The 19,703-nt window shown below is 71.1% G+C and carries 17 protein-coding genes; 7 read left to right on the plus strand and 10 right to left on the minus strand.

Features of this window, described 5'->3' with window-relative positions:
* Positions 1-154 precede the first annotated feature (154 nt).
* Positions 155-1,669: an FG-GAP and VCBS repeat-containing protein gene (locus QF027_RS45725; RefSeq protein WP_306972945.1), complete on the plus strand. Its 1,515-nt coding sequence runs from the start codon at positions 155-157 to the stop codon at positions 1,667-1,669.
* A 31-nt stretch (positions 1,670-1,700) separates the two neighbouring features.
* Here the strand turns inward: QF027_RS45725 and QF027_RS45730 are convergent, their stop codons facing one another.
* Positions 1,701-3,461: a serine/threonine-protein kinase gene (locus QF027_RS45730; protein WP_306972944.1), complete on the minus strand. Its 1,761-nt coding sequence runs from the start codon at positions 3,459-3,461 to the stop codon at positions 1,701-1,703.
* A 625-nt stretch (positions 3,462-4,086) separates the two neighbouring features.
* Here QF027_RS45730 and QF027_RS45735 point away from each other — a divergent pair.
* The 3 genes from QF027_RS45735 (at position 4,087) to QF027_RS45745 (ending at position 7,081) form a co-directional block, all read left to right on the plus strand.
* A complete protein-coding gene (locus QF027_RS45735) occupies positions 4,087-5,007 on the plus strand; it encodes a helix-turn-helix domain-containing protein (RefSeq protein WP_307081439.1) in 921 nt (306 codons plus the stop codon).
* Positions 5,008-5,073: 66 nt separating this feature from the next.
* Positions 5,074-6,084, plus strand: a complete 1,011-nt coding sequence (locus QF027_RS45740; RefSeq protein WP_306972942.1) for a zinc-binding dehydrogenase — start codon at positions 5,074-5,076, stop codon at positions 6,082-6,084.
* A 295-nt stretch (positions 6,085-6,379) separates the two neighbouring features.
* Positions 6,380-7,081 (plus strand): GAF and ANTAR domain-containing protein, encoded by a 702-nt coding sequence (locus tag QF027_RS45745; RefSeq protein ID WP_307081441.1) that lies wholly within the window; start codon positions 6,380-6,382, stop codon positions 7,079-7,081.
* Between the two features lie 45 nt (positions 7,082-7,126).
* On the opposite strand, the gene QF027_RS45750 is transcribed toward QF027_RS45745, so the two are convergent.
* From QF027_RS45750 to QF027_RS45780, 7 genes are all read right to left on the minus strand, one after another.
* Entirely contained in the window at positions 7,127-7,981 is an 855-nt protein-coding gene (locus QF027_RS45750; protein ID WP_307081443.1) for a class I SAM-dependent methyltransferase, read from the minus strand.
* Positions 7,911-8,282, minus strand: coding sequence for an SDR family NAD(P)-dependent oxidoreductase (locus QF027_RS45755; protein ID WP_306972939.1), 372 nt, complete (start codon positions 8,280-8,282; stop codon positions 7,911-7,913). Before QF027_RS45755 ends, QF027_RS45750 begins: the two co-directional genes overlap by 71 nt.
* 231 nt (positions 8,283-8,513) lie before the next feature.
* On the minus strand, positions 8,514-9,203 hold the full coding sequence (locus QF027_RS45760) for a TetR/AcrR family transcriptional regulator (protein ID WP_306972938.1): 690 nt from the start codon (positions 9,201-9,203) through the stop codon (positions 8,514-8,516).
* 212 nt (positions 9,204-9,415) lie between these two features.
* Positions 9,416-10,174 (minus strand): SDR family oxidoreductase, encoded by a 759-nt coding sequence (locus QF027_RS45765; protein WP_307081445.1) that lies wholly within the window; start codon positions 10,172-10,174, stop codon positions 9,416-9,418.
* The gene (locus QF027_RS45770) at positions 10,171-10,959 is read right to left on the minus strand and encodes an enoyl-CoA hydratase/isomerase family protein (protein ID WP_307081447.1); all 789 of its coding nucleotides are present in this window, start codon (positions 10,957-10,959) and stop codon (positions 10,171-10,173) included. The genes QF027_RS45765 and QF027_RS45770 overlap by 4 nt, the downstream gene beginning before the upstream one ends.
* Positions 10,956-12,599, minus strand: a complete 1,644-nt coding sequence (locus QF027_RS45775; protein WP_307081449.1) for an AMP-binding protein — start codon at positions 12,597-12,599, stop codon at positions 10,956-10,958. Before QF027_RS45775 ends, QF027_RS45770 begins: the two co-directional genes overlap by 4 nt.
* Positions 12,596-14,344 carry a CocE/NonD family hydrolase gene (locus QF027_RS45780; RefSeq protein WP_307081451.1) on the minus strand — a complete coding sequence of 583 codons (1,749 nt, stop codon included), beginning with the start codon at positions 14,342-14,344 and terminating at the stop codon, positions 12,596-12,598. Before QF027_RS45780 ends, QF027_RS45775 begins: the two co-directional genes overlap by 4 nt.
* Positions 14,345-14,606: 262 nt before the next feature.
* On the opposite strand from QF027_RS45780, the gene QF027_RS45785 reads away from it, so the two are divergent.
* A complete protein-coding gene (locus tag QF027_RS45785; RefSeq protein ID WP_307081453.1) occupies positions 14,607-15,038 on the plus strand; it encodes a LysR substrate-binding domain-containing protein in 432 nt (143 codons plus the stop codon).
* 35 nt (positions 15,039-15,073) lie between these two features.
* Here the strand turns inward: QF027_RS45785 and QF027_RS45790 are convergent, their stop codons facing one another.
* The gene (locus tag QF027_RS45790; protein ID WP_307081455.1) at positions 15,074-15,652 is read right to left on the minus strand and encodes a GNAT family N-acetyltransferase; all 579 of its coding nucleotides are present in this window, start codon (positions 15,650-15,652) and stop codon (positions 15,074-15,076) included.
* Entirely contained in the window at positions 15,645-16,331 is a 687-nt protein-coding gene (locus QF027_RS45795) for an alpha/beta fold hydrolase (RefSeq protein WP_307081457.1), read from the minus strand. Before QF027_RS45795 ends, QF027_RS45790 begins: the two co-directional genes overlap by 8 nt.
* 128 nt (positions 16,332-16,459) lie before the next feature.
* Here QF027_RS45795 and QF027_RS45800 point away from each other — a divergent pair, with 128 nt between their 5' ends.
* Positions 16,460-17,431 carry a helix-turn-helix transcriptional regulator gene (locus tag QF027_RS45800; RefSeq protein WP_306972930.1) on the plus strand — a complete coding sequence of 324 codons (972 nt, stop codon included), beginning with the start codon at positions 16,460-16,462 and terminating at the stop codon, positions 17,429-17,431.
* A 605-nt stretch (positions 17,432-18,036) separates the two neighbouring features.
* The gene (locus QF027_RS45805) at positions 18,037-19,620 is read left to right on the plus strand and encodes an arabinofuranosidase catalytic domain-containing protein (protein WP_307081459.1); all 1,584 of its coding nucleotides are present in this window, start codon (positions 18,037-18,039) and stop codon (positions 19,618-19,620) included.
* Positions 19,621-19,703: the final 83 nt, after the last annotated feature.

Genomic DNA, 19,703 nt, shown 5'->3' on the forward strand with positions numbered 1-19,703 from the left:
CGTGGTGCGGCAACGGATGTCACTGCCGTGTCACAGCACGCCTGGGCCCCACAACTTGTTCCGGGCTCGTCGTGTCGAACCCTGCGTTGCACCAAGACCAGTCGGCCGGACCAGCCGACTGCCAGAGCATCAACATCCCACGGGGGGAACAGACATGAGCATCACCACGCGCACCAAGCGGCGTACCGCAGGCTCGGCCGCCGTCGCGGCGGCCTCCTTCCTGCTGCTGGCGGGAGCGGGCATCCTGGCCGCACCAACCGCGTTCGCGGGCGTCCCGGGCGGCACCTCCGCCGCCGACCGCAACAGCGACTTCAACGGCGACGGCTACAGCGACCTCCTCACCGGCGTCCCGGAGGGCACGGTCGACGGCAAGGAGGGCGCCGGATACGTCACCGTGCAGTACGGCGCTCCCAACGGCATCGGCACCAACAACACCGTGCCCAAAGGCCGGGTCCAGCTCGTCAGCCAGTCGACCAAGGGCGTGCCCGGAACCTCCGAGACCGGGGACCACTTCGGGCAGGCGGTCGCGACCGGCGACCTGGACGGCGACGGCTACGACGACGCGGTCATCGGCACGCCGGGCGAGGACGAGGGCACCGTCGAGGACGCGGGCCGGGTGACCGTCGTCTACGGATCCGCGAGCGGCCTCGACACCGGGCGCACCGCGACCGCGGCCGCCGCCACGCCCGCCGAGGGCGCACGGTTCGGCCATGCGGTGGCCGCCGCCCGGTTCACCGGGGACATCGACGGCGACCAGCTCGTCGTCCTGGACCAGAAGGTGGGCCTGCACGTCTTCACGTACCACGCCGGCGTCCTGCGCCAGGTCGGCACGCCGCACTCCACCGGCCACACCCTCCAGGCCGCCTACCTGACCACCGGCGACTACGACGGCGACGGCTTCGCCGACCTCGTGGTCTCCGGCTACAGCCCCGATGACGATTACACCAAGGGCTGGTCCGCCTCCTACGCGGGTGGCGCCGAGGGCCTGAGCTACCGGCGCGACCTGCACGGCGGCCTGGGCACCGCCTCCGGCGACATCAACGGCGACGGCTACGACGACCTCGTCGTCGGCCAGCTCAGCGCCGTGGACGAGGCGGCCGGTGACGCGGAAGCGCCAGGCGGCCTGGTCGGCGTCTACTACGGCGGCGAGGACGGGCCCGCCGGCACGGAGGGTCCCGGCACTGCCCCGCAGTGGTGGTCGCAGAACTCCCCGGGCGTTCCCGGTGCGGGGGAGAGGGACGACTCCTGGGGCAACGACCTCTCCGTCGCGGACGTCGACGGTGACGGTTTCGCCGACGTGGCGGTCGGCGCGCCCGGCGAGGACGTGGACGGCGAAGCCGGTGCCGGCGCGGTGTGGCTGCTGCGCGGCGCGCAGGAGGGCCTGACCGGCACCGGCGCCCGGTCCTTCGACCAGAACACCCCGGGCATCCCCGGAGCCGCCGAGGCCGGTGACGGCTGGGGCGCCCAGGTGCGGCTGGTGGACACCGACGGCGACGGCCGGGCCGAACTGGTGGCCGCCGCGCCCGGCGAGAACGCCGGTGCCGGCGCGGTGTGGCTGCTGCCCGCGAGCGGCAACGGGCTGCTCGCCGACGGTTCCCGCTCCTACGGTGCCGCCGCGCTCGGCGGTGGCGCCCACGGTGCCCACTTCGGCTCGGTGATCGACGAGTGAGCGCGGCGCGTGGGCCGTGGGTCCGAGGTCGTCACCCGGCGCTGCGCAGGGCGACCCAGGTGTCGTGCCCGACGATGCCGTCGGCGTGCAGCCCCCGCTCGCTCTGGAAGGCCTGGACCGCGGTCTCCGTGGCCGACCCGAACTCACCGTCCACACCGGTGCTTCCCACGCCGTACCCGCGCTCCGTCAGGATGCACTGCACCTGCTGTACGCGTTTACCGCTGTCGCCGAGGCTGGTGCGTCCGTTGCCGGCGTAGTACGTGCACTCCGAGAGCCAGGGCGCGGTGTCGGTCCCGGCTGACGGGCCGTCGGTGGACGGCGTGGGGGAGAGCGCGGTGGACGGAGTCTCACCGGGAGGCACCGCGTTGTCGTCCTGGTCGCCGACGGAGCCCGAGGCCTCGGGCTCCGTCGAGGCGGTCCCCGCCGTGGCGTCGCGGTCCTCCTCGACGGCGCTGTCGACGTCCGGGCGGGTCAGTCCACTCGTACTCGGGGACACCGAACCGCTGGAGGCGTCGCGGGGGCCGGTGCCGTCTGCCCTGGTGGCACCGGCTTTCGGGGATGCGGCCGCGGGAGGATCTTGACGGATGAGCAGTAAGGCCAGGGCGGCCACCCCACAGATCGCGATGCCCGCGACGGCGACCCGTAACGCTTTCCTACGGCTCCGGGCGGGGACTTCCACTGGGCCCGGCTGTCCGGGCGGGGGCGCGGCTAGGGAGCTCTCGTCCTTCTCCGGTGACCGAGAATCGGGCGGAGCGGCTCCAGGCACCCGGACGGACGGGGGGAGCGGCAGGTCGCCCGGCGACCGGAGACGGCTGATGCCCTCGACAGGCAGCTGGTGCAGCGCCTCGTACGCCTGCTGCCGGGCGAGCACCTTGCCGCCCAGTGGCTCCGGCCAGGTCGACAGCACGGGGCGTGACTCCGCGGCGTCGATCAGCTCCTGCGGAGTGGGTCGCCGCGCGGGCTCCTTGTCCAGGCAGGCGGTCAGCAGCGAACCGAGCTCCGCGTCCGCCTCCGCGATCTCACCGACCACCTCGGGGTTGGGGTCCTCGTACGCCACCCGGTGCATCACGTCGACCCCTGTGCCGTCGCCGAACGGCGCACGCCCCGTTGCCGCGTAGACCAGAGTCCCGGCCAGCGAGAACACGTCCGACGCCGTGTCGGACCGGCCCTCTCTCAGATGCTCGGGGGACATATAGGCCGGGGTCCCCACCCGGTTGCCCGTGCCGGTGATCGCGCTCGCGTCAGCGGCCTTGGAAATCCCGAAGTCGATCACATGCGCGCCCCGGACGGACAGCAGCACGTTGGACGGCTTCAGGTCCCGGTGCACGATCTCCTCGACGGCGAGACCCGCGAGCGCCTGCCCCAGCTCCGCCACCAGCCGCCAGACCGCGGCCGTCTCCAGGGCGCCGTACGCCTTCACGGCTTCCGCCAGATCGAAGCCGGGGAGGTACTCCGTGGCCATCCACAGCAACTCGTCCTCGAAGCCCGTGCCGCACAGTCGGGGTGCGTGCGGGGTACGAAGGCGGGCGTGCACGGCTGCCTCGCGCTCGAACCGACGCCGGAACCTCGGATCCTCCGCGTACTCCGGCCTGATCACCTTCACCGCGACCAGCCCGGGGCTGTCGTCCGCGGGACGCGCCAGATACACCCGTCCCATGCCACCACTGCCGAGCAGCGCGACCGGCGCATAGGTTCCGACGCGCCTCGGGTCGCCGAGGCGCAGTGGTAAGGCACCGGTCTGCCGCAGTGCGGCAGCCGCGTCGTCCCCCGACGCCGGCCGCTGTCCCGACAAGAGATCTCCCGAAGTCACGTTCGATGCACGCCAGTTCCCCCCAGCGGGTGTTGAGCGTAACCCAGCCCGCAATCCTCCGCGCGTCTCTTGAAAGCGCTGAGGCATGGCTTCCTCGCCCGGGACACGGATCAGCCCACAGGGTGAGGCCTCCCTGTCGATGCTCTCCCGGACGAGGGTCTTCGCGGAGCGCTCGTGCCGGCCGCGCGGGCCTCTCCGCCGTCTCCGGGAACATGGTCGTCGTGCCGGGGCCCTCGCCGCGGGCCCCGGCGTCCAGCAGGTCCTGGAAGACGGCCGGGTCCTGGGCGCCGTCTGCCCGAGGAGGAACGGCGGACGGGCTCGGCGGTGGATATTGGGGCCAGGCCCTTGACGCACCGGTCGCCGCCGGTGGCGGCCGGCCAGTAGCTGTGGTCGACGTCGTCGCGGGTGGTGAGGCAGGAGACGGCGGCCTTGCAGTCCACCACCCGCTGGGCGGGTGACGAAACCGTGCTCGGCCATCAGCCGCCCGCGTACGTACCGGAGGTCAGTCAGCCTCCGCACAGGCGAGAGAGCCAGGTTTCTGCCTGGGAAAGAACATGCCCCCTCACCCATGTGCCGCGGCCGTCGCGGGGCATTGACACTGGTGAGCATGACTTCAGACTCCGACTCCCGGGCGCTGGGCGCCTTCCTCAAGGCCCGCCGGGCCCAGCTGACACCGGGGGAGTGCGGCCTTCCCGAGAGGGACTCCGCCCGCAAGGTCGCCGGACTGCGCCGTGAGGAGGTCGCCCAGCTCGCGGCCATCAGCGTGGACTACTACACACGACTGGAACAGGGCCGCGTCCGGGCATCCGTACCCGTGCTGACCACTCTGGCCCGGGCCCTGCGCCTCGACGACGACCAGCAGCAGTACCTCTACGAACTCGCCGGCCGAAGCGACGCCCGCCCACGCCGCCGCCGGCCCGCCCAACGCCTGCGTCCGGCCATGCGACGCCTCCTCGACCAGCTCACCGAGACCCCCGCGCTCGTCCTTGGCAACCGCTTGGACATCCTGGCCTGGAACCCCGCCGCCGCGGCCCTCTACACCGACTTCGCCGCCCTCCCGGCCCATCGGCGCAACTACCTGCGGCTGGTGTTCACGCACCCGGTGGTCCGGCAACTGCACCAGGACTGGGCCCACGACGCCCGGGAAGCCGTCGCCGCGCTGCGCATGGAGGCCGCGGCCGCACCCGACGATCCCGACCTCGCTCAGCTCGTCGGCGAACTGTCCCTCCAGGACCCCGACTTCCGCACGTGGTGGGCCGAACACCGCGTCAACAGCGCCAGTTACGGCACCAAGCACTACCGCCACCCCATGGTGGGCGACCTCACCCTCGACTGCGACACCTGGGCCGCCCCCGACGGCTCCGGACAACGCCTGATGATCCTGACCGCAGAACCCGGCACGCCCTCCTACGACGCCTTGCGCATCCTCACCTCGTGGGGGACCGGACGCGACGAACACCTGGGTACGGCGACCTCACTGCCAGGAGTGCATCCCAACAGGCGGAGATCCGGGACGAGTCGGGAATGAACCCGCGGCGGCCGCACGTTGACCACCGCCGACCAGGTCTCCCGCCCCCGGGTAGAAAGCAGGCTCATGACGTCCTCGCCCAGCATGATGCGCGCCGTCCGGCTCTCCGCTCCCGGCCCCGTGGACAACCTGCGGCTGACCACGCTCCCGCTCCCGCCCGAGAAGGACGGCTGGGTACGGATCCGCGTCGAGGCGTTCGGTCTCAACCGCTCGGAGCTGAAGCTCCGGCTGGGTCTGAGCGTGGGCGTCAGTTTTCCCCGGGTGCCGGGCATCGAGGTCGCCGGCACCGTCGACGCGGCCCCGGCCGGCAGTCGGCTGGCTCCAGGGCAGAAGGTCGTAGCGATGATGGGGGACATGGGGCGCACCTACGACGGCGGGTACGCCGAGTACACCTCGGTGCCGTTGTCCCAGGTCATCCCCGTCGACACCGACCTGCCCTGGGAGGTGCTGGGCGCCCTGCCGGAGATGGTGCAGACCGCCTACGGTTCGCTCACCATCGGCCTGGACCTGCAGCCCGGCCAGTCCGTGCTGATCCGCGGCGGCACCTCCTCGGTCGGCCTGGCAGCCGCCGCGCTGGCCACCTGGCGCGGTGCCACAGTGCTGTCCACCACCCGGCGGGCCGACCGCCTCACGCTGCTGTCGGAGCACGGCGTCGACCACCCCCTGCTCGACACCGGCGAGATCGCGCCCGCCGTACGCGAGCTGTACCCGCGCGGCGTTGACGCCGCCCTCGACCTTGTCGGCACACCGACCCTGCCCGACACTCTGCGCGCGGTACGCGTACACGGCACCGCCTGCTTCGGTGGCAGCCTCTCCAACCAGTGGACGGTGCGGGACTTCTCCCCGAACGAGTACCTGCCGAGGGGCGTACGCCTCGCGGGCTACTTCGGGGACGCCGCCGACCTGCCTCGGGAGGCCTTCCAGGAGATCCTCGACGCCGTCGCCACCGGTCGGCTGGCGTTCCCCGTGGACCGCGTCTACGACGGCCTGGAGCAGGTGGCGCAGGCCCACGACGACATGGAACACGACCGCGCCACCGGCAAGCTCGTCGTCCGCGTCCGACATGAGGACCGTTGACATGTTGATCACGGCCGGTGGCCGTCGACCCACGGGGGAGTAGCGTGGTCAGAGATGGGGACTTGAAGGGCAGGCCGGGTGTGGCGGCGTACCCCATGGGGGCCGCTCCGGCCAGGCTTCTCCGGTTCTGCCAACGAGCCGGAGAGGCCGCGCTCAGGTGAGCCCGTCATACTCCCGCCCCTCCTGAGCCTCTCACCTCCGACGGTTGGGCGTGGTGGTGAGGCCGGGCCGACCGATGGTGGGGAGTGGGTCGGCGGTAGGGTGGCCGCACCGATGGGCGAGGTGGGTGGTGGCGGTGGAGTGGCGGGAATTCGCCGAGGCGATGGCCCAGCTTGCGCGGACGTTGCTGGCGCAGGAGTCGGTGCAGGGGACGCTGGACGAGATCGCGGCGTCGGCGGTGCGACTGGTGGACGGCTGTGACGCGGCCGGAATACTCGCGGTCCGCAAGGGCCGGGCGGTCACGTTGTCCTCGTGCGGCGACCTGGTGGAGGCATCCGACCGGCTGCAGGGCGAGCTGGCAGAGGGCCCGTGCTTCGATCTCGCCGCCCGCGCGACCGGCGGGAACGGAGAGCGCGTGTTCCGGATCGGGGACATCACCGAGCCGCAGCCGGCCTGGCCGCGGTTCGCAGCGGCGGCTCGCGACCTGGGTATCGGCAGCATGACCGGGGTGCTGCTCTACACTCACGACGAGGACTTCGGTGCGCTGAACCTGTACGCCCGCCGCCCGGGCGCCTTCGGCAAGGACATCGAGACCGCCGGCTGGATGCTGGCCTCGCACGCCGCCGTCGCCCTGGCGGACGCCCGCACCATCGACCAGCTCGAGGACGCCATGAAGACCCGGCACGCCATCGGTGAGGCCATGGGCATCCTGATGGAACGCCACAAGCTGAGCGAGGACGAAGCCTTCAACGTGCTGCGCCGCATCTCGCAGCAACACAACATCAAGCTCCGCGACGTCGCCCAGCGGGTCCGCACCAACCGCGCCGCCCGGGCCTGACCGCTCCCGCTTGGAGAACTCGTTCCGGCGGCCGCTCGCAGACGCTCAACGTCGGCGCGCGCTGACCAGCCAGGCGCGGGAGTCGAACCACACGCCGTCGCCGGTGTCGTGCGCGTCGAGAGTCGCGCACAACCGGTCGAGGGCGCGCTCGGCGGACGCGGCATCCAGAACGGCGAGCCATTCCTTCGCCATGCGCAGCTGGAGTACGGCAGCACGAGCGCCGTCGGCATCCGTGCCGTACCAGACGGGCTCGCGTACGTCGACGACGTCCACCGCGGTGAAGCCTGCCGCGGTCAGGACCTCGGCGACGACCTCCGGATCGGCCAGCGTGAAGGGGTCGTCGGCCGTCGAGGCCGACGCCGGCGACGCGTGCCCGCCGGCGAGCGCCGCCCGGATCGCGGTATGCCACTCCTGACGGTCGGCGGCCTGCCAGACCAGCTGCACGAAGCGCGCGCCCGGGCGCAGGGCTCGCCCGATGTTGGCGAACGCGACCACCGGGTCGGAGAAGAACATCGTGCCGAACCGACTGACGCCCAGAGTGAAGTACTCCGGCGGGAAGGCATGGGCCTGGACGTCACCCTGCACGAAATCGACATTGCGGAGGCCTTCCGTCTCGGCCTGTCGGCGGGCCCGCGCCAGCATGGGGCCCGACACGTCGATGCCGAGCACGCTGCCGGACGACGCCGCTCGGGCCGCGTCCCGGGTGGTCCGGCCGGTGCCGCAGCCGATGTCGAGGACACGATCACCGGGACGGATGTCGAGGGCTTCCAGCAGTCGCTCGTGATAGCGAGCGAGCTCCGGGTCGTAGTCGAACAATGTGACCGTCTCCTCACGCAGCTGATGCCGTATGGGCTGGGGCCAGGTGTGGTGGACGGCCCTTTTGATCTGGGAGTTCGGCATCTTGAGTTTGCTGGAGCAGGGCGAGGGTTCTGACCAGCAGGTCAGGGGAAAAGTTCCCCGGTGCAAGGGTTACGCCGCGCCGGGCGGAGCGCAGGGTTCCGGTGAAGGAGAACCGGTCGGCGTCCAGGCCCAGGGTGGCACGGGCCCGGGCGATCGAGCCGGGGTCCGCGACGTCGAGGAGTTCCTTGCGCCGGCCGGCGACGACCACCTTGTGGCCGGCCTCGTGCAGGCGCAGGGCCAGGCCGAGGCCGATGTCCGCAGTTCCGCCGGTGATCAGGAACGTGTTGCCGGTCATCTTCATGAGGGTCTCGCTCCTTCGGTACGGCCGACCGGTGAGCGCCCGCAGCCTCGACCGTAGGGGCGCCCGCGCAGGGGCGGGAGAGGAAGGTCTGTCCATGGATCGGCGGTCTCGGCCTGGTGGAGAGGTCCACCAGCGGATCCGGTGTCGCTTCGGCGTCGCGGTATCCGAGGCCAGCCCTGGACGCCCTCGCGCTGGCAGAGGATCCGCGAGGTGCGCCCCTTCCTCGGGCTTTTACCTCGACGCTGAGACCTGTTCCCCGGGCGAGCGCACAGCTGTGGAAGGAGGCTCGAACGCGCCTTGTCCCGCACTGAGCCCGTCCAGCAGGAGGTCACCGAGCTCGGAGAAGGCGTCGCCGGCGCTCAGGCCGGTCCGCTCCAGAAGAATCCCCGACTGGACCGCGTCGATGGCGACCGCTACGACATGGGCGGCGAAATGGCCGTTGAGCGCGCGGAAAACACCGGTCTGCACGCCCTCCTCGATCAGTTCGTGGACCCGGCGCGCCGCGGCGGCGGAGTTCGTGCGGTAGATCTGTGCGGTCGGTTCGTAACCGACCATGTCGTCGTAGAAGGCGTGGGAATGCCGGCGCATGGCCGTGCCGACGCCGGTGAGGTAGACCCGGATGCGCTGCCTGGGGTCCGGCTCGGTCTGGACGGCCTGTTCGATCTCGGCTGTCGCATCCCGGAAGAAAGCGCGGGTGACCGCCAGGACCAGCTGTTCCTTCGTGGAGGCGAGGCTGTACAGCGTCGCCTTGGAGCACCCCAGTCGTTGGGCGAGCTCATCCATGGTCACCGCGGTGAAGCCTTCGGTCAGGATGATCGCCTCGGCCTGGCGCAGCAGTTCGTCCCGCCGACGGGTGTCGACGACCCGCCTGCGCGTCGTTCGGCGCGGGCGTCGGTCGCGCGAGTCAGGTTGGGCCGTCACCGCAGCAGTCTCCCATGAGCGTCGCCGCCGAAAGCGGCGGGTGGCCGTCCGGGCTGGAGGGCCGACCAAATGGGTACTAGCGTACCGTCTAACGTACCCGCGTGGAGTGCCCCCGTCCGGGACGTTCGGACAAAGGGTGGCTGACTGACTCGCAGGCGACGTCCGCGGCAGCATGCAACGGCTGGTCACCTGCTCCTCCGCCGGACTCGCGGTTACCGGATCGAGGATCCGATGGAGATGCCGCCGTCCACGTCGAGGACGATGCCGGTGATGTAACCGGCGGCCTCGCTGGCGAGGAAGGCCGCGGCTTCGGCGATGTCCTCGGGCCTGCCGGTGTGGCGCATGGGGATCTTGTGGGTGAGTCTGTCGCGTGCGGGGCCGTTCATGGAGGCGAGCATGGGGGTCTCGATGAGGCCGGGGGCGATGGCGTTGGCGGTGATGCCGTGTCGGGCGCCCTCGATGGCGAGGGTGCGGGTCATGCCGACGATGCCGGCCTTGGCGGCCACGTAGTTGGTCTGGCCGAAGTTCCCGCGCCAGGACATGGAGGAGAAGCTGACGATGCGGCCGTAGCCCTGGCGTTTCATGGGGCCGAACGCGGCCCGGGCGCAGTGGAAGCCGCCGGTGAGGCTGACGTCGATGACCGCGTGCCAGTCGTCGTCGGTGATGTCCTCGACGCGGTTGTCGCGGATGATGCCGGCGTTGTTGACCAGCACGTCGAGGCGGTCGAGACCGGCGGTGACATCGGCGATCCAGGCATCGACCTGAGCGGAGTCCGTCACGTCCACCACGTCCGTGCGGAGGTTCGCGTCGTGGGCGTCGGCGATCGTCCCGGCGGCGTCGGTGAGGGCCTGTTCGTTGACGTCGGCCAGCGCGACGGTGGCGCCCTCTGCGGCGAACCGGGTCGCCATGGCGAGGCCGAGGCCTTGGGCGGCGCCGGTGATGGCGACGACGCGTCCGTGGTAGCGGTTCACTTGGTGTCTGCTTTCGTGGTGGGGGGAGTGAGGAAGGCCCGCAGGGCGTCGGCCACCGAGCTCGCCGGCCAGTTGTCGGCGAAGGTGGCCAGTTCCTCGCGCAGGGCGTCCTCGGGGACGATGCCGTCGATCCGGTGCAGGAGTGTCTTGAGCCGTTGCTGGGCGGGGCTGTGGCGGTCGGCCAACTGCCGGCAGATACGCATGGCGGTGGCGTCGAGGTCGGCTGCGGGCACGATCGCCTGGATCCAGCCCGTGTGAGCGAAGGCGGTCGCGGGCAGCAGTTCGCCGGTGAGCAGGAGCCAGCGCGACAGTCCGCGTCCGACCGCGCCGGGAAGCCGGACGCTGGACCCGCCTGCCGGCACCAGCCGCCGCTTGAGGTGGCCGTCCCCGATGAGCGTGGTGTCGGCTGCGACGACGACATCGCAGGCCAGCGCGAGTTCGAGTCCCCCGGCGACGGCGTGACCGTGCAGCACGGCGACCCACGGTTTCGGGCTGGCCGCGATACGGCTGAAGCAGGCCGACACGTCGGTCAGGAAGTCGACCGGGTTCTCGCCGCGGTCGTGCAGTTCCAGGAACTGGTGGAAGTCGCCGCCGGCGCAGAAGCTCGGTCCTCTGCCGGCCACGGCGATGACCGCTGTGCCGGGGTCGGCCTCGGCGCTGGTGATCTGCTTGTCGAGGGCTTCGATGAGGGTGACGTCGAGGGCGTTGCGCCGCTCGGGGCGGTTGAGCAGCAGCCACCGGACGGGGCCGCGTTGCTCGACGATGAGGGGATCCGTGTCGGTCACTGTGTCTCTCGGCTGGAAGGTTCGGTGCGTCGGCGTTTGCGCAGCAGGTAGCGCTGGGTCTTGCCGCTGGGCGTCTTGGGCAGGGCGTCTATGAAGTGGATCGTGCGCGGGTAGGCGTGGGCGGCGTAGCGGGTCTTGACCAACTGCTGGAGTTCGGCGGCCAGTTCGGGTGAGTCGTCGGTGCCGTCGCGGAGGACGACGTACGCCTCGATGACCTCGCCACGGACCTCGTCGGGTGCGCCGATGACGCTGCACTCGGCGACGGCGGGGTGCTGGGCGAGGACGCTCTCGATCTCGAACGGCCCGATCCGGTAGCCGGCCATGATGATCACGTCGTCGTCGCGGGAGGAGAAGAAGAAGTCGCCGTCGGCGTCGATGCGCCCGGCGTCGCCCGTGAGGTACCAGCGGCCGTCGGGGGTGAACTTGGCCTCGCTCTGCCCGGGGATCTGGTAGTCGCGGAAGGTCATCAGCGGGCTCGCCGCGACGTCGATCGCGACCCGGCCGAGCACGCCTGGTCCGGCGGGCTCGTCCTTCTCGTCGGCCAAGACGGTGAGGCTCCAGCCGGGCACAGGCCGTCCCATGGATCCCGTCTTGAGGGGGCGGGCGAGTTCGGGGTGGTGGTGGTTGGCCAGGGGCATGCCGACCTCAGTCTGGCCGAAGTGATCGTGCACGGCCAGGCCGAGCGCGGCGCCGGCCCACTCGTTGACCTCGGGAGTCAGGGGCTCGCCCGCGCTGGACGCCCGCTCCAGGCGCAGCGCCCGCGGCACCGGCACCGACGAGGAGCGCAGTCCCCGGTACACGGTCGGGGCGGCGGTGAAGTCGGTGACCCGGTGGTCGACGAGGGTGCGCCAGGTCGTCTCCGGGGAGAACCCGCCGGACAGCAGCAGGCTGGGGATACCGGCGGCCATCGGAGCGACGACGGCGGAGTACAGCCCGTAGGCCCAGCCGGGGTCGGCGGCGCACCAGTAGCTGCTGTCCCGGGTGACACCGAGGCCGTACTCCAGGTAGATCTGCCATCCGGCGATGTAGGAGGCGGGGTGGATGACCCCCTTGGGCTTGCCGGTGGTGCCGGAGGTGAACATGTGCACCAGCGGTCCGTCCCCGCTCGTGGTGACGGCGGGCACCGGCTCGGGCGACGCGGCCGCGACGAGGTCGGCCAGCACCATGTCACCGTGCTGCGTGCCGGTTCCGGTGACGACGACGCGGCGCCGAGGGTCGTCCGGCATGTCGGGGCCCGGGTCCAGTTTGTGGCGCTGGTCGGGGTCGACGACCACCACGTTCGCACCGGAGCCTTCCAGACGCAGGGCGATGGCCTGGGGCGCGAACGCGGTGAACAGCGGGACGTAGACCGCGCCGAGCCGCCAGATCGCGAGGATGACGGTGACCAGGTCGGTGCTCTTGCCCATCAGGGTCGCCACCCGGTCGCCCGGGGCGACCCCAAGCCCTTGCAGCGCCCGGGCACAGCGGTGCGAGTCGGCGGCGAGCTCGCCGTAGGTGAGCGTGGAAGCTCCACCGGTGCCGTCGGCCAGGGTGAACGCGACGCGGTCGGCGGGGTGCTGGTCGCACAGCAACCAGGCCACATCGAGGGAAGACGCCGTGAATCGCGCGGTCAGCTCGGCGACCCGGTCCGCGGCGCTCATCGCTGGTCCTTCCGGTCGATGATCGGCAGCACGAGACGGCTGGGGTGGTTCGGCCCGTGATGGATGTGGTTGACCGCGGGAATCATCTGCTCCTCGCTCTCACGGGCGATGACGCCGCCGGTGTTGGTGTTGCGGTCGTAGCGGGGGAAGTTGCTGCTGGAGACGTCCACGCGGATGCGGTGACCGGGAAGGAAGACATTGGAGGTGGCGGTCATGTCGATGGTGATCTCGTAGACCGTGCCGGGCTCCATCATTTCCTCCGTGGCCAGGCCGCTCCGGTAGCGGGTGCGCAGGATCCCGTCGCACAGGTTGATCGCCTTGCCGTCGGGGAAGACGTCGACGAGTTTGGCGGTGAAGTCGGTGTCCACCGCCGACGAGGAGACGAACAGGGTCAGGCTGACCGGGCCGGTGACCTCGACGGCCTCGTCGAGTACGGGTGTTGCGAAGCACAGGACGTCCTCGCGGGCGGCGACCGTCCGCTGGTCGACCGGACCGCAGAACCCCTGTGTCGTCGGCATCGACGCCCCGCCAGCCGAGGGAACCGGGCGGCGCGGGTCGTAGAGGTAGGTGTCGTGTCCGCCGCCGGTCGGCGCCTCGGTGGTCAACACGCCGTCCCCGCCCGCCGTGTTGGCGTGACCGGCGCTCGTCAGGTGGAAGTCGGTCCACCTCGTGTCGGGCAGCGGCCACTCCTGCTCGTCGCGCCACTGGTCGATACCCATGACGAAGATCTTCACGGGCGCCACGTCGTCGAGAGCGGTGGTGTCGCCGCGGAGCCAGCGGTCGAAGAACTTCACATGAAGGCCGGTCAGACCCATCATCTGGGCACTGGCCAGCGGTCCGAAGGAGCGGTCGGGATAGACGCCACTGGTGGACATGTGATCCCACGGACCGATGATCAGCCGCTGGCCCTCGCGGGCCTGCGCACTGCCCGCCTTCTGGCGGGCGGTGGTGTAGGTACGGACGGTCTGCCCGATGTAGAGGTCGTACCAGCCGCCGATGTTGAGCGCCGGGACCGTGGCGTTCTTGAGCTCGGGCGTGAGCTCCATAGCGTCCCAGTAGGCGTCGTGGGAGGGGTGAGCCATCCAGTCGTCCCACCACTTCCCGTACTCCGCCAGGACCGGAACCTCGGCCGTCGGCAACACGTCGTTCAGCGGCTCCGGGAACAGGAGAGCCTGACCGAGCTGCTGCAGCTGGGACGCGGAGCCCTCGCCGGCCGCCAGGGATCGCTGCGCGTCGGCCGTGTACATCATGGTGTTCCACAGCGTGACCAGGCTCAGCGAGAGCGCACCGCCCGCCCCGTACCAGGGCGCCTCGTAGTTGTCGATCGAGGTGAAGGCCGGCGCGATCGCCTTGAGGCCGGGGGCGCCGGTCACGGCGGTCTCCCACTGGACCATGCCGAGGTAGGACGCCCCGTACATGCCCACCGTGCCGTCCGACCACGGCTGGTCAGTGATCCAGGCGACGGTGTCCTCGCCGTCGGCCCGGTCGGCCATGTGAGGAACGAACTCGCCTTCTGAGCGGTGGGTGCCCCGGCAGTCCTGCACCACCACCGCGTAGCCCGACTCCAGCAAAGCCATGAGGTCGGGCATGACCCCGCCCAGGGTGATGCCGAACGCGTCTTTGCCGTAGGGCATTCGCACGAGCAGCGACGGAGCCTTCCCCTCGACTGGATGCCACACGTTGGCGGCGAGGGCTACACCGTCACGCATCGGAACCTGGACATCTATCTCGTATAGGTGCTGCATCGGTGCTCCTCGTTGAGCTGACGGCGTCGCCCCGGATTTGGGTACGTTAAGAGGTACGTTCGTACCCTGTCAATTACCGAAGCCGTCGGAGGGGAGGTCGGCCTCCGGCGATCGACCTGCGCGGGCTCCCTCGCCTGAGCTGGCGGACCGAGGGCCCGACGACGGGAACCCGGCGAGGGTCCCAAGGCCCGCGATGCGTGCCGATGCGTGACGCCTCGCGCGAGCTCCGCGGCGACCGGCCCCTCTGACGTGACCGGGCCGGGTGCGGGTCCACTCGCCGGCGGCTCTCGAATACCGACACTCCGCCAGTGAAGATCCGGTGCTGCTGGAGTGGTTCGCCGGGACACCGATGGTGGCCCGGCCGCAGACCTGTGACGAGCCCTTGACGGAGCAGGCGGTCGCGCGCGGCGGCGCCCGGACGCAGATCGTGTTCCGCGCCGCGGTCAACGACACCCTGCTGCCGATGGTGCGAGCCGGTCTGGGATCGGCGCTCCTGCCCTGGCTCGCCATCCTCGGAGCCGAGGTGCCCTCGGACGACAGGCTCCGCATCCACGAGCTACGGCCCACCCTGCCGCCACGGGAGATCTGCCCGCACCGGCAGGCCGGACGTATCCCCTCACCGCTTGCCGCCCGCGCGGTCGACATCGCCGTCCAAGTCGTGACCGGACTCGCACCGCCGCCAACTCCTGCCTGATGCAAGCCGGTTGCCCGTCGGCGGGCGTGTCTACCTCACGCCGGGTCGACCACCCTGCTCACGATCCACGCATGCTTGCCGACCTGCCGGCCGCGCGTGAATCCGAAGTCCTGGAGGAGTTCGACGGTCGCACTGAACAGGAAGCGGCCCTGCGCCTCGCGTCCGTCGGTCACCTCCGAGATGGCTTCGACGACGCCACCTCCGGCTTGGGCGATCTGGTCGAGGGCGCCTTCCAGAGCCGCCCGCGCGATGCCCCGGCCCCGGTGCTTCCTGTCGACGTAGACACAGGTGATCCGCCAGTCCGGCCGCGGCGGTACGTCCTTGTCGTACGCCCGTCTGTGCTTGATGTTGGAGAGTTCCTCGGGGCTGCCGTACTGGCACCACCCCTGCGCTGTGCCGTCCTCGTCGAGGACGAGCGCGGCGTGGGCGCGGCCGGTACGCACCCGGTCCTCCTTGGCCTCGCGGTGGCTGATCCCGGGCCGGCCGCACTCCGGGTGGTACCCGATGCACCAACACCCGCCGAAGATCCCGTTGTTGCGCTCGACGAGCTCGGCGAAGGCGTCCCAGGTGGAGGCGTCCAGGGGGCGGACCTGGTACGGCAGGGGCTCAGGCATCGGCGGCCGCCGCGGCCAGGACCCGGGCGAGTTCGGTCGGCTTGGTGAACATCGGCCAGTGGCCCGAGTCGATGTCGACGAAGTCCAGGTGCCTGGCGCGGGTGACCTCGGGCACGTCACCGGCGTCGACCCAGTCCTGGGCCTGTGCGGGGGTGAACTCGGGGCACACGAGCAGCATCGGGACGTCGAACCTCCGCTCGTCCTTCAGCCGCACCGTCCCCTTGGCCACCCTCTCGGGCACGGGGATCGCCGCCGAGGCAACGCGGCTGCGCGTCTCCTCGTCGAGGTCGGCGGAGTCCGGCCCTTCGAACGGGCCCCAGCCGGGGAAGGGCATCACGCCGTCCTTTGTCTCGAAGAAGTCGGCGTACGGCTGCCCGTCGGCGGACGGGAAGCCTCCGATGAGGGCCACGTTGGCGACCCGCTCCGGCCGCGCGTCGGCGGCGAGCCAGGCCAGGGTGCAGGCGGCGGAGTGCCCGACCACCATGGGCTTCTCCGGTGCCGCGTCCACGGCGGCGAGCACCGCCGCCACCTGGTCCTCCAACGTGGCGGACTCGGCTCCGTCACCCTGACCGGGCAGGGTGAGCGCCACGGGGCGGTGGCCGAGTTCCTCGAGCGCGGGCACGACGTCGTCCCAGGCGGATCCGTCGAGCCACAGGCCGGCGATGAGCAGGATGTCCATGGATCAGTTCTCTTTCCCGTGAAGCCCGTGAAGTCCGTGAGGTCGGTAGGTCGGTCGGTGCCATCACGCTACGACTGGTTCCGGACAATCCACTTCCGGTATATCTCGTGACCACCTAATCTGCTCGGGTGCCGACCGAGCTCAGCCCCACCGCGCGAGCCCTGCGCACCCTCGAGATCCTCCAGTCCCGCACCGCGGGAGTGACCGCCGACGAGCTCGCCGCGTCCCTGGGTGTCACGGAGCGGGCCGCGCGCCGCTACGTCGGGATCCTCCGCGAGGCGGGCGTCCCCGTGCACTCGGCCCGGGGCCCCTACGGCGGGTACCGACTGGGGCGCGGGGCGCGGCTACCGCCGGTCGTCTTCACGGAGCCCGAGGCGCTGGGCCTGGTCATGGCGGTCCTCGACGGTCAGCCGGCGGCCGCCGACCCCGATGCCGACGACCTCGTCGGTACCGCCCTGGGCAAGGTCATCCGGGCGCTGCCCGAGAGCGTCGGCCGGCAGGCGGCCGCCCTGCGCGAGCACGCGTCGGCGGCGCCCGACCGTCACGCGTCCCGTCCGGATCCCGCCCTCACGAGCACGCTGGTCGCGGCGAGCGCGGTGCGACGCCGCGTGCTGGTCACGTACCGCAGCGAGTCCGGCAACGAGTGGGAGGCCGAGGTGGATCCCTGGGCGGTCGTCGTCCGCTACGGCCGCTGGTACCTCCTGTGCCATTCCCACCACGCGGACGCGATCCGCACCTACCGGATCGACCGGGTCCGCGCGGTCCGGGAGACCGCGCACGGCTTCGAGACGCCCGACGGCCTCGACCCGGTGGCGGCGCTGGAGGAGAACCTGGGCCAGGGGTGGGCGTTTCCCACGCGGGTCGTGTTCGACGCTCCGATGGCCGAGGTGCTGCCGGCGATCCGCCCGCCCATGGGACGGCTCGAACCGTCGGGAGACGGGTGCGTGCTCATCGGCAGCACGAGGAATCCGACGATGTACGCGCAGGAGTGGCTGGCGCAGCTGCCGCTCGACTTCCGTGTCGAGGGCGGGCAGGAACTGCGCGCGGCGGTGGAAGCGCTCGCCACGCGTTTCACCGCCGCCGTGACGGACGGGCCCTGAGCGTTCATGGCGAACGACCCTTCCCCGCGCGCTACTCGCGCGGGCGCGAACTGCCGGGAACCCAGGCGTGCCGCGAATCCCACGCGACCCTGGAGCGAACCGATTCGCACGCAAGCGCTTCGACGGGATCGAAGGACTGGCGGGGGCCTGGGTCAACGGCGTGCCGCACGGTGAGACGGCGCCGCCGCACGGGCCGCCTCGTCGCCTCGTCGCCCCGCGCCTCCCGGACCGGCCCTCCCGCACCGGGCCTGACCGCTGCGCCCCTGCTCACCGGCATGATGGGCAGGCCGTCAGGCGGGCCGGTCCCGGCCCGCCGCGCACCCCCGCCCGCCGGGAGGACACCTCGGCTTCCGCGTCCCTCGGCGTCGCAACATTTCGATGTGACGGTCGGGGGCGACCCGCAGGAATCAGCCGTCGAACCGATTCCGCGACAAGGTTCGCAACAGGATCCTCCACACCCTTGACAGCCCGTCAGTTACGGGAGCACCGTCTCCCCCCGAAACCTCTCTGCAATCCGCTGCACATACGGCACCTCGAAGCGCTTCCGGATTGTCAGCGCCCCCACACGACCCGAACGGGTCGCGCCGGCACGGTAGGGAGATCGGATGGGAACCATACGGACAAGACGCCACCCCGGTGGTGTGCAACGGTTGCTCGCGGCGGTACGGCGCCGTGGCAGGCCGGACAACGTGCCCGATCGGGCGAACGCGCCGTCGCCGGCGGGCTCGGTCGGCTTCCCGCCGAAGGCGTTCGCCCGCGCAGGAGCCGCGGTCGTGCTCGTCGCCGGCACGCTGGCCGGCGCCGCCGTCACGGCGGGTGCGGCCCATGCCGACACATCCGGGCCGTGCGACATCTACGCGGCGGGCGGTACACCCTGCGTGGCGGCCCACAGCACCACACGAGCGTTGTACGGCTCGTACAACGGGCCGCTCTACCAGGTGCGGCGTGCCTCGGACAACACCACCCGGAACATCGGCGTCCTGAGCGCGGGCGGGTACGCCGACGCCGCCGGCCAGGACTCGTTCTGCTCGGGGACCACCTGCCTCATCACGATCGTCTACGACCAGTCCGGTCGCGGCAACAACCTCATGCAGGCGCCCGGGGGCGGAGCCGCGGGCGGCCCCGACAACCTCGCGAACGCGACCGCCGCACCCACCACGGTGGGAGGCCACAAGGCCTACGGCGTCTTCGTGGCGCCCGGCACGGGGTACCGCAACAACCACACCAACGGCATCGCCATCGGGGACAACCCCGAAGGCATGTACGCGATCTTCGACGGGACGCACTACAACGGCGGCTGCTGCTTCGACTACGGCAACGCCGAGACGGACAGCAACGACGACGGCAACGGCACCATGGAGGCCATCTACTTCGGCAACATCAAGGTCTGGGGCTATGGCAGCGGCAACGGCCCCTGGATCATGGCCCATCTGGAGAACGGCCTGTTCTCCGGAGTGAACCAGCACTACAACGCCAATGATCCGACCATCAACCACCGCTATACGACCGCCGTCGTCAAGGGCGGCCCGAACCACTGGGCGATCCGCGGCGGCAACGCGCAGTCGGGCGGTCTGTCCACCTTCTACGACGGACCGCGTCCCAACGTCCCGGGCTACAACCCGATGCGCAAGCAGGGTGCCATCATCCTCGGCATCGGCGGCGACAACAGCAAGGGCGCCCAAGGCACCTTCTACGAGGGCGTGATGACCTCGGGCTACCCGTCCGACGCCACCGAGAACGCGGTTCAGGCCAACATCACCGCGGCCGGATACAGCAACGCCTCCGGCGGGACGAGCACCGGAGCACTGCACGCGGTGGGCGCGGGCAAGTGCCTGGACGTGCCGAACTCGTCCACCACGGCCGGTACGCAACTGCAGATCTGGGACTGCAGCGGCGGCGACAACCAGAGGTGGACCCGCACGTCCTCCGGCCAGTTGACCGTCTACAGCGGCAGCGGCCAGATGTGCCTGGACGCGTACAACCACCAGACGTCCGCCGGCACCAAGGTGGTGACCTGGCCGTGCAACGGCGGGGCCAATCAGCAGTGGCAGCTGAACTCCGACGGCACCGTCACCGGCACCCAGTCGGGACTCTGCCTCGATGTCACCGGCGCCTCCGCGGCCAACGGCGCCCTGGCCGAACTCTGGTCGTGCAACGGTCAGTCCAACCAGCGATGGAGCCTCTCCTGATCCGAACGGCACCGGACCGTGGTCGGCTCGCCACCGGCCACCGGCCACCGGCCACCGGCCACCGCCACCGGATACGGGCCTGA

Origin of the sequence: Streptomyces canus, assembly GCF_030816965.1 — a bacterium.
GTDB lineage: Bacteria > Actinomycetota > Actinomycetes > Streptomycetales > Streptomycetaceae > Streptomyces > Streptomyces canus_E.

Bases quoted from the DNA above. Each gene is read 5' to 3' on its own strand.
- QF027_RS45725 (WP_306972945.1), top strand. From the start codon at position 155: ATGAGCATCACCACGCGCACCAAGCGGCGTACCGCAGGCTCGGCCGCC.
- QF027_RS45735 (WP_307081439.1), top strand. From the start codon at position 4,087: ATGACTTCAGACTCCGACTCCCGGGCGCTGGGCGCCTTCCTCAAGGCC.
- QF027_RS45740 (WP_306972942.1), top strand. From the start codon at position 5,074: ATGACGTCCTCGCCCAGCATGATGCGCGCCGTCCGGCTCTCCGCTCCC.
- QF027_RS45750 (WP_307081443.1), bottom strand. From the start codon at position 7,981: ATGCCGAACTCCCAGATCAAAAGGGCCGTCCACCACACCTGGCCCCAG.
- QF027_RS45755 (WP_306972939.1), bottom strand. From the start codon at position 8,282: ATGAAGATGACCGGCAACACGTTCCTGATCACCGGCGGAACTGCGGAC.
- QF027_RS45775 (WP_307081449.1), bottom strand. From the start codon at position 12,599: ATGAGCGCCGCGGACCGGGTCGCCGAGCTGACCGCGCGATTCACGGCG.
- QF027_RS45780 (WP_307081451.1), bottom strand. From the start codon at position 14,344: ATGCAGCACCTATACGAGATAGATGTCCAGGTTCCGATGCGTGACGGT.
- QF027_RS45790 (WP_307081455.1), bottom strand. From the start codon at position 15,652: ATGCCTGAGCCCCTGCCGTACCAGGTCCGCCCCCTGGACGCCTCCACC.
- QF027_RS45795 (WP_307081457.1), bottom strand. From the start codon at position 16,331: ATGGACATCCTGCTCATCGCCGGCCTGTGGCTCGACGGATCCGCCTGG.
- QF027_RS45805 (WP_307081459.1), top strand. From the start codon at position 18,037: ATGGGAACCATACGGACAAGACGCCACCCCGGTGGTGTGCAACGGTTG.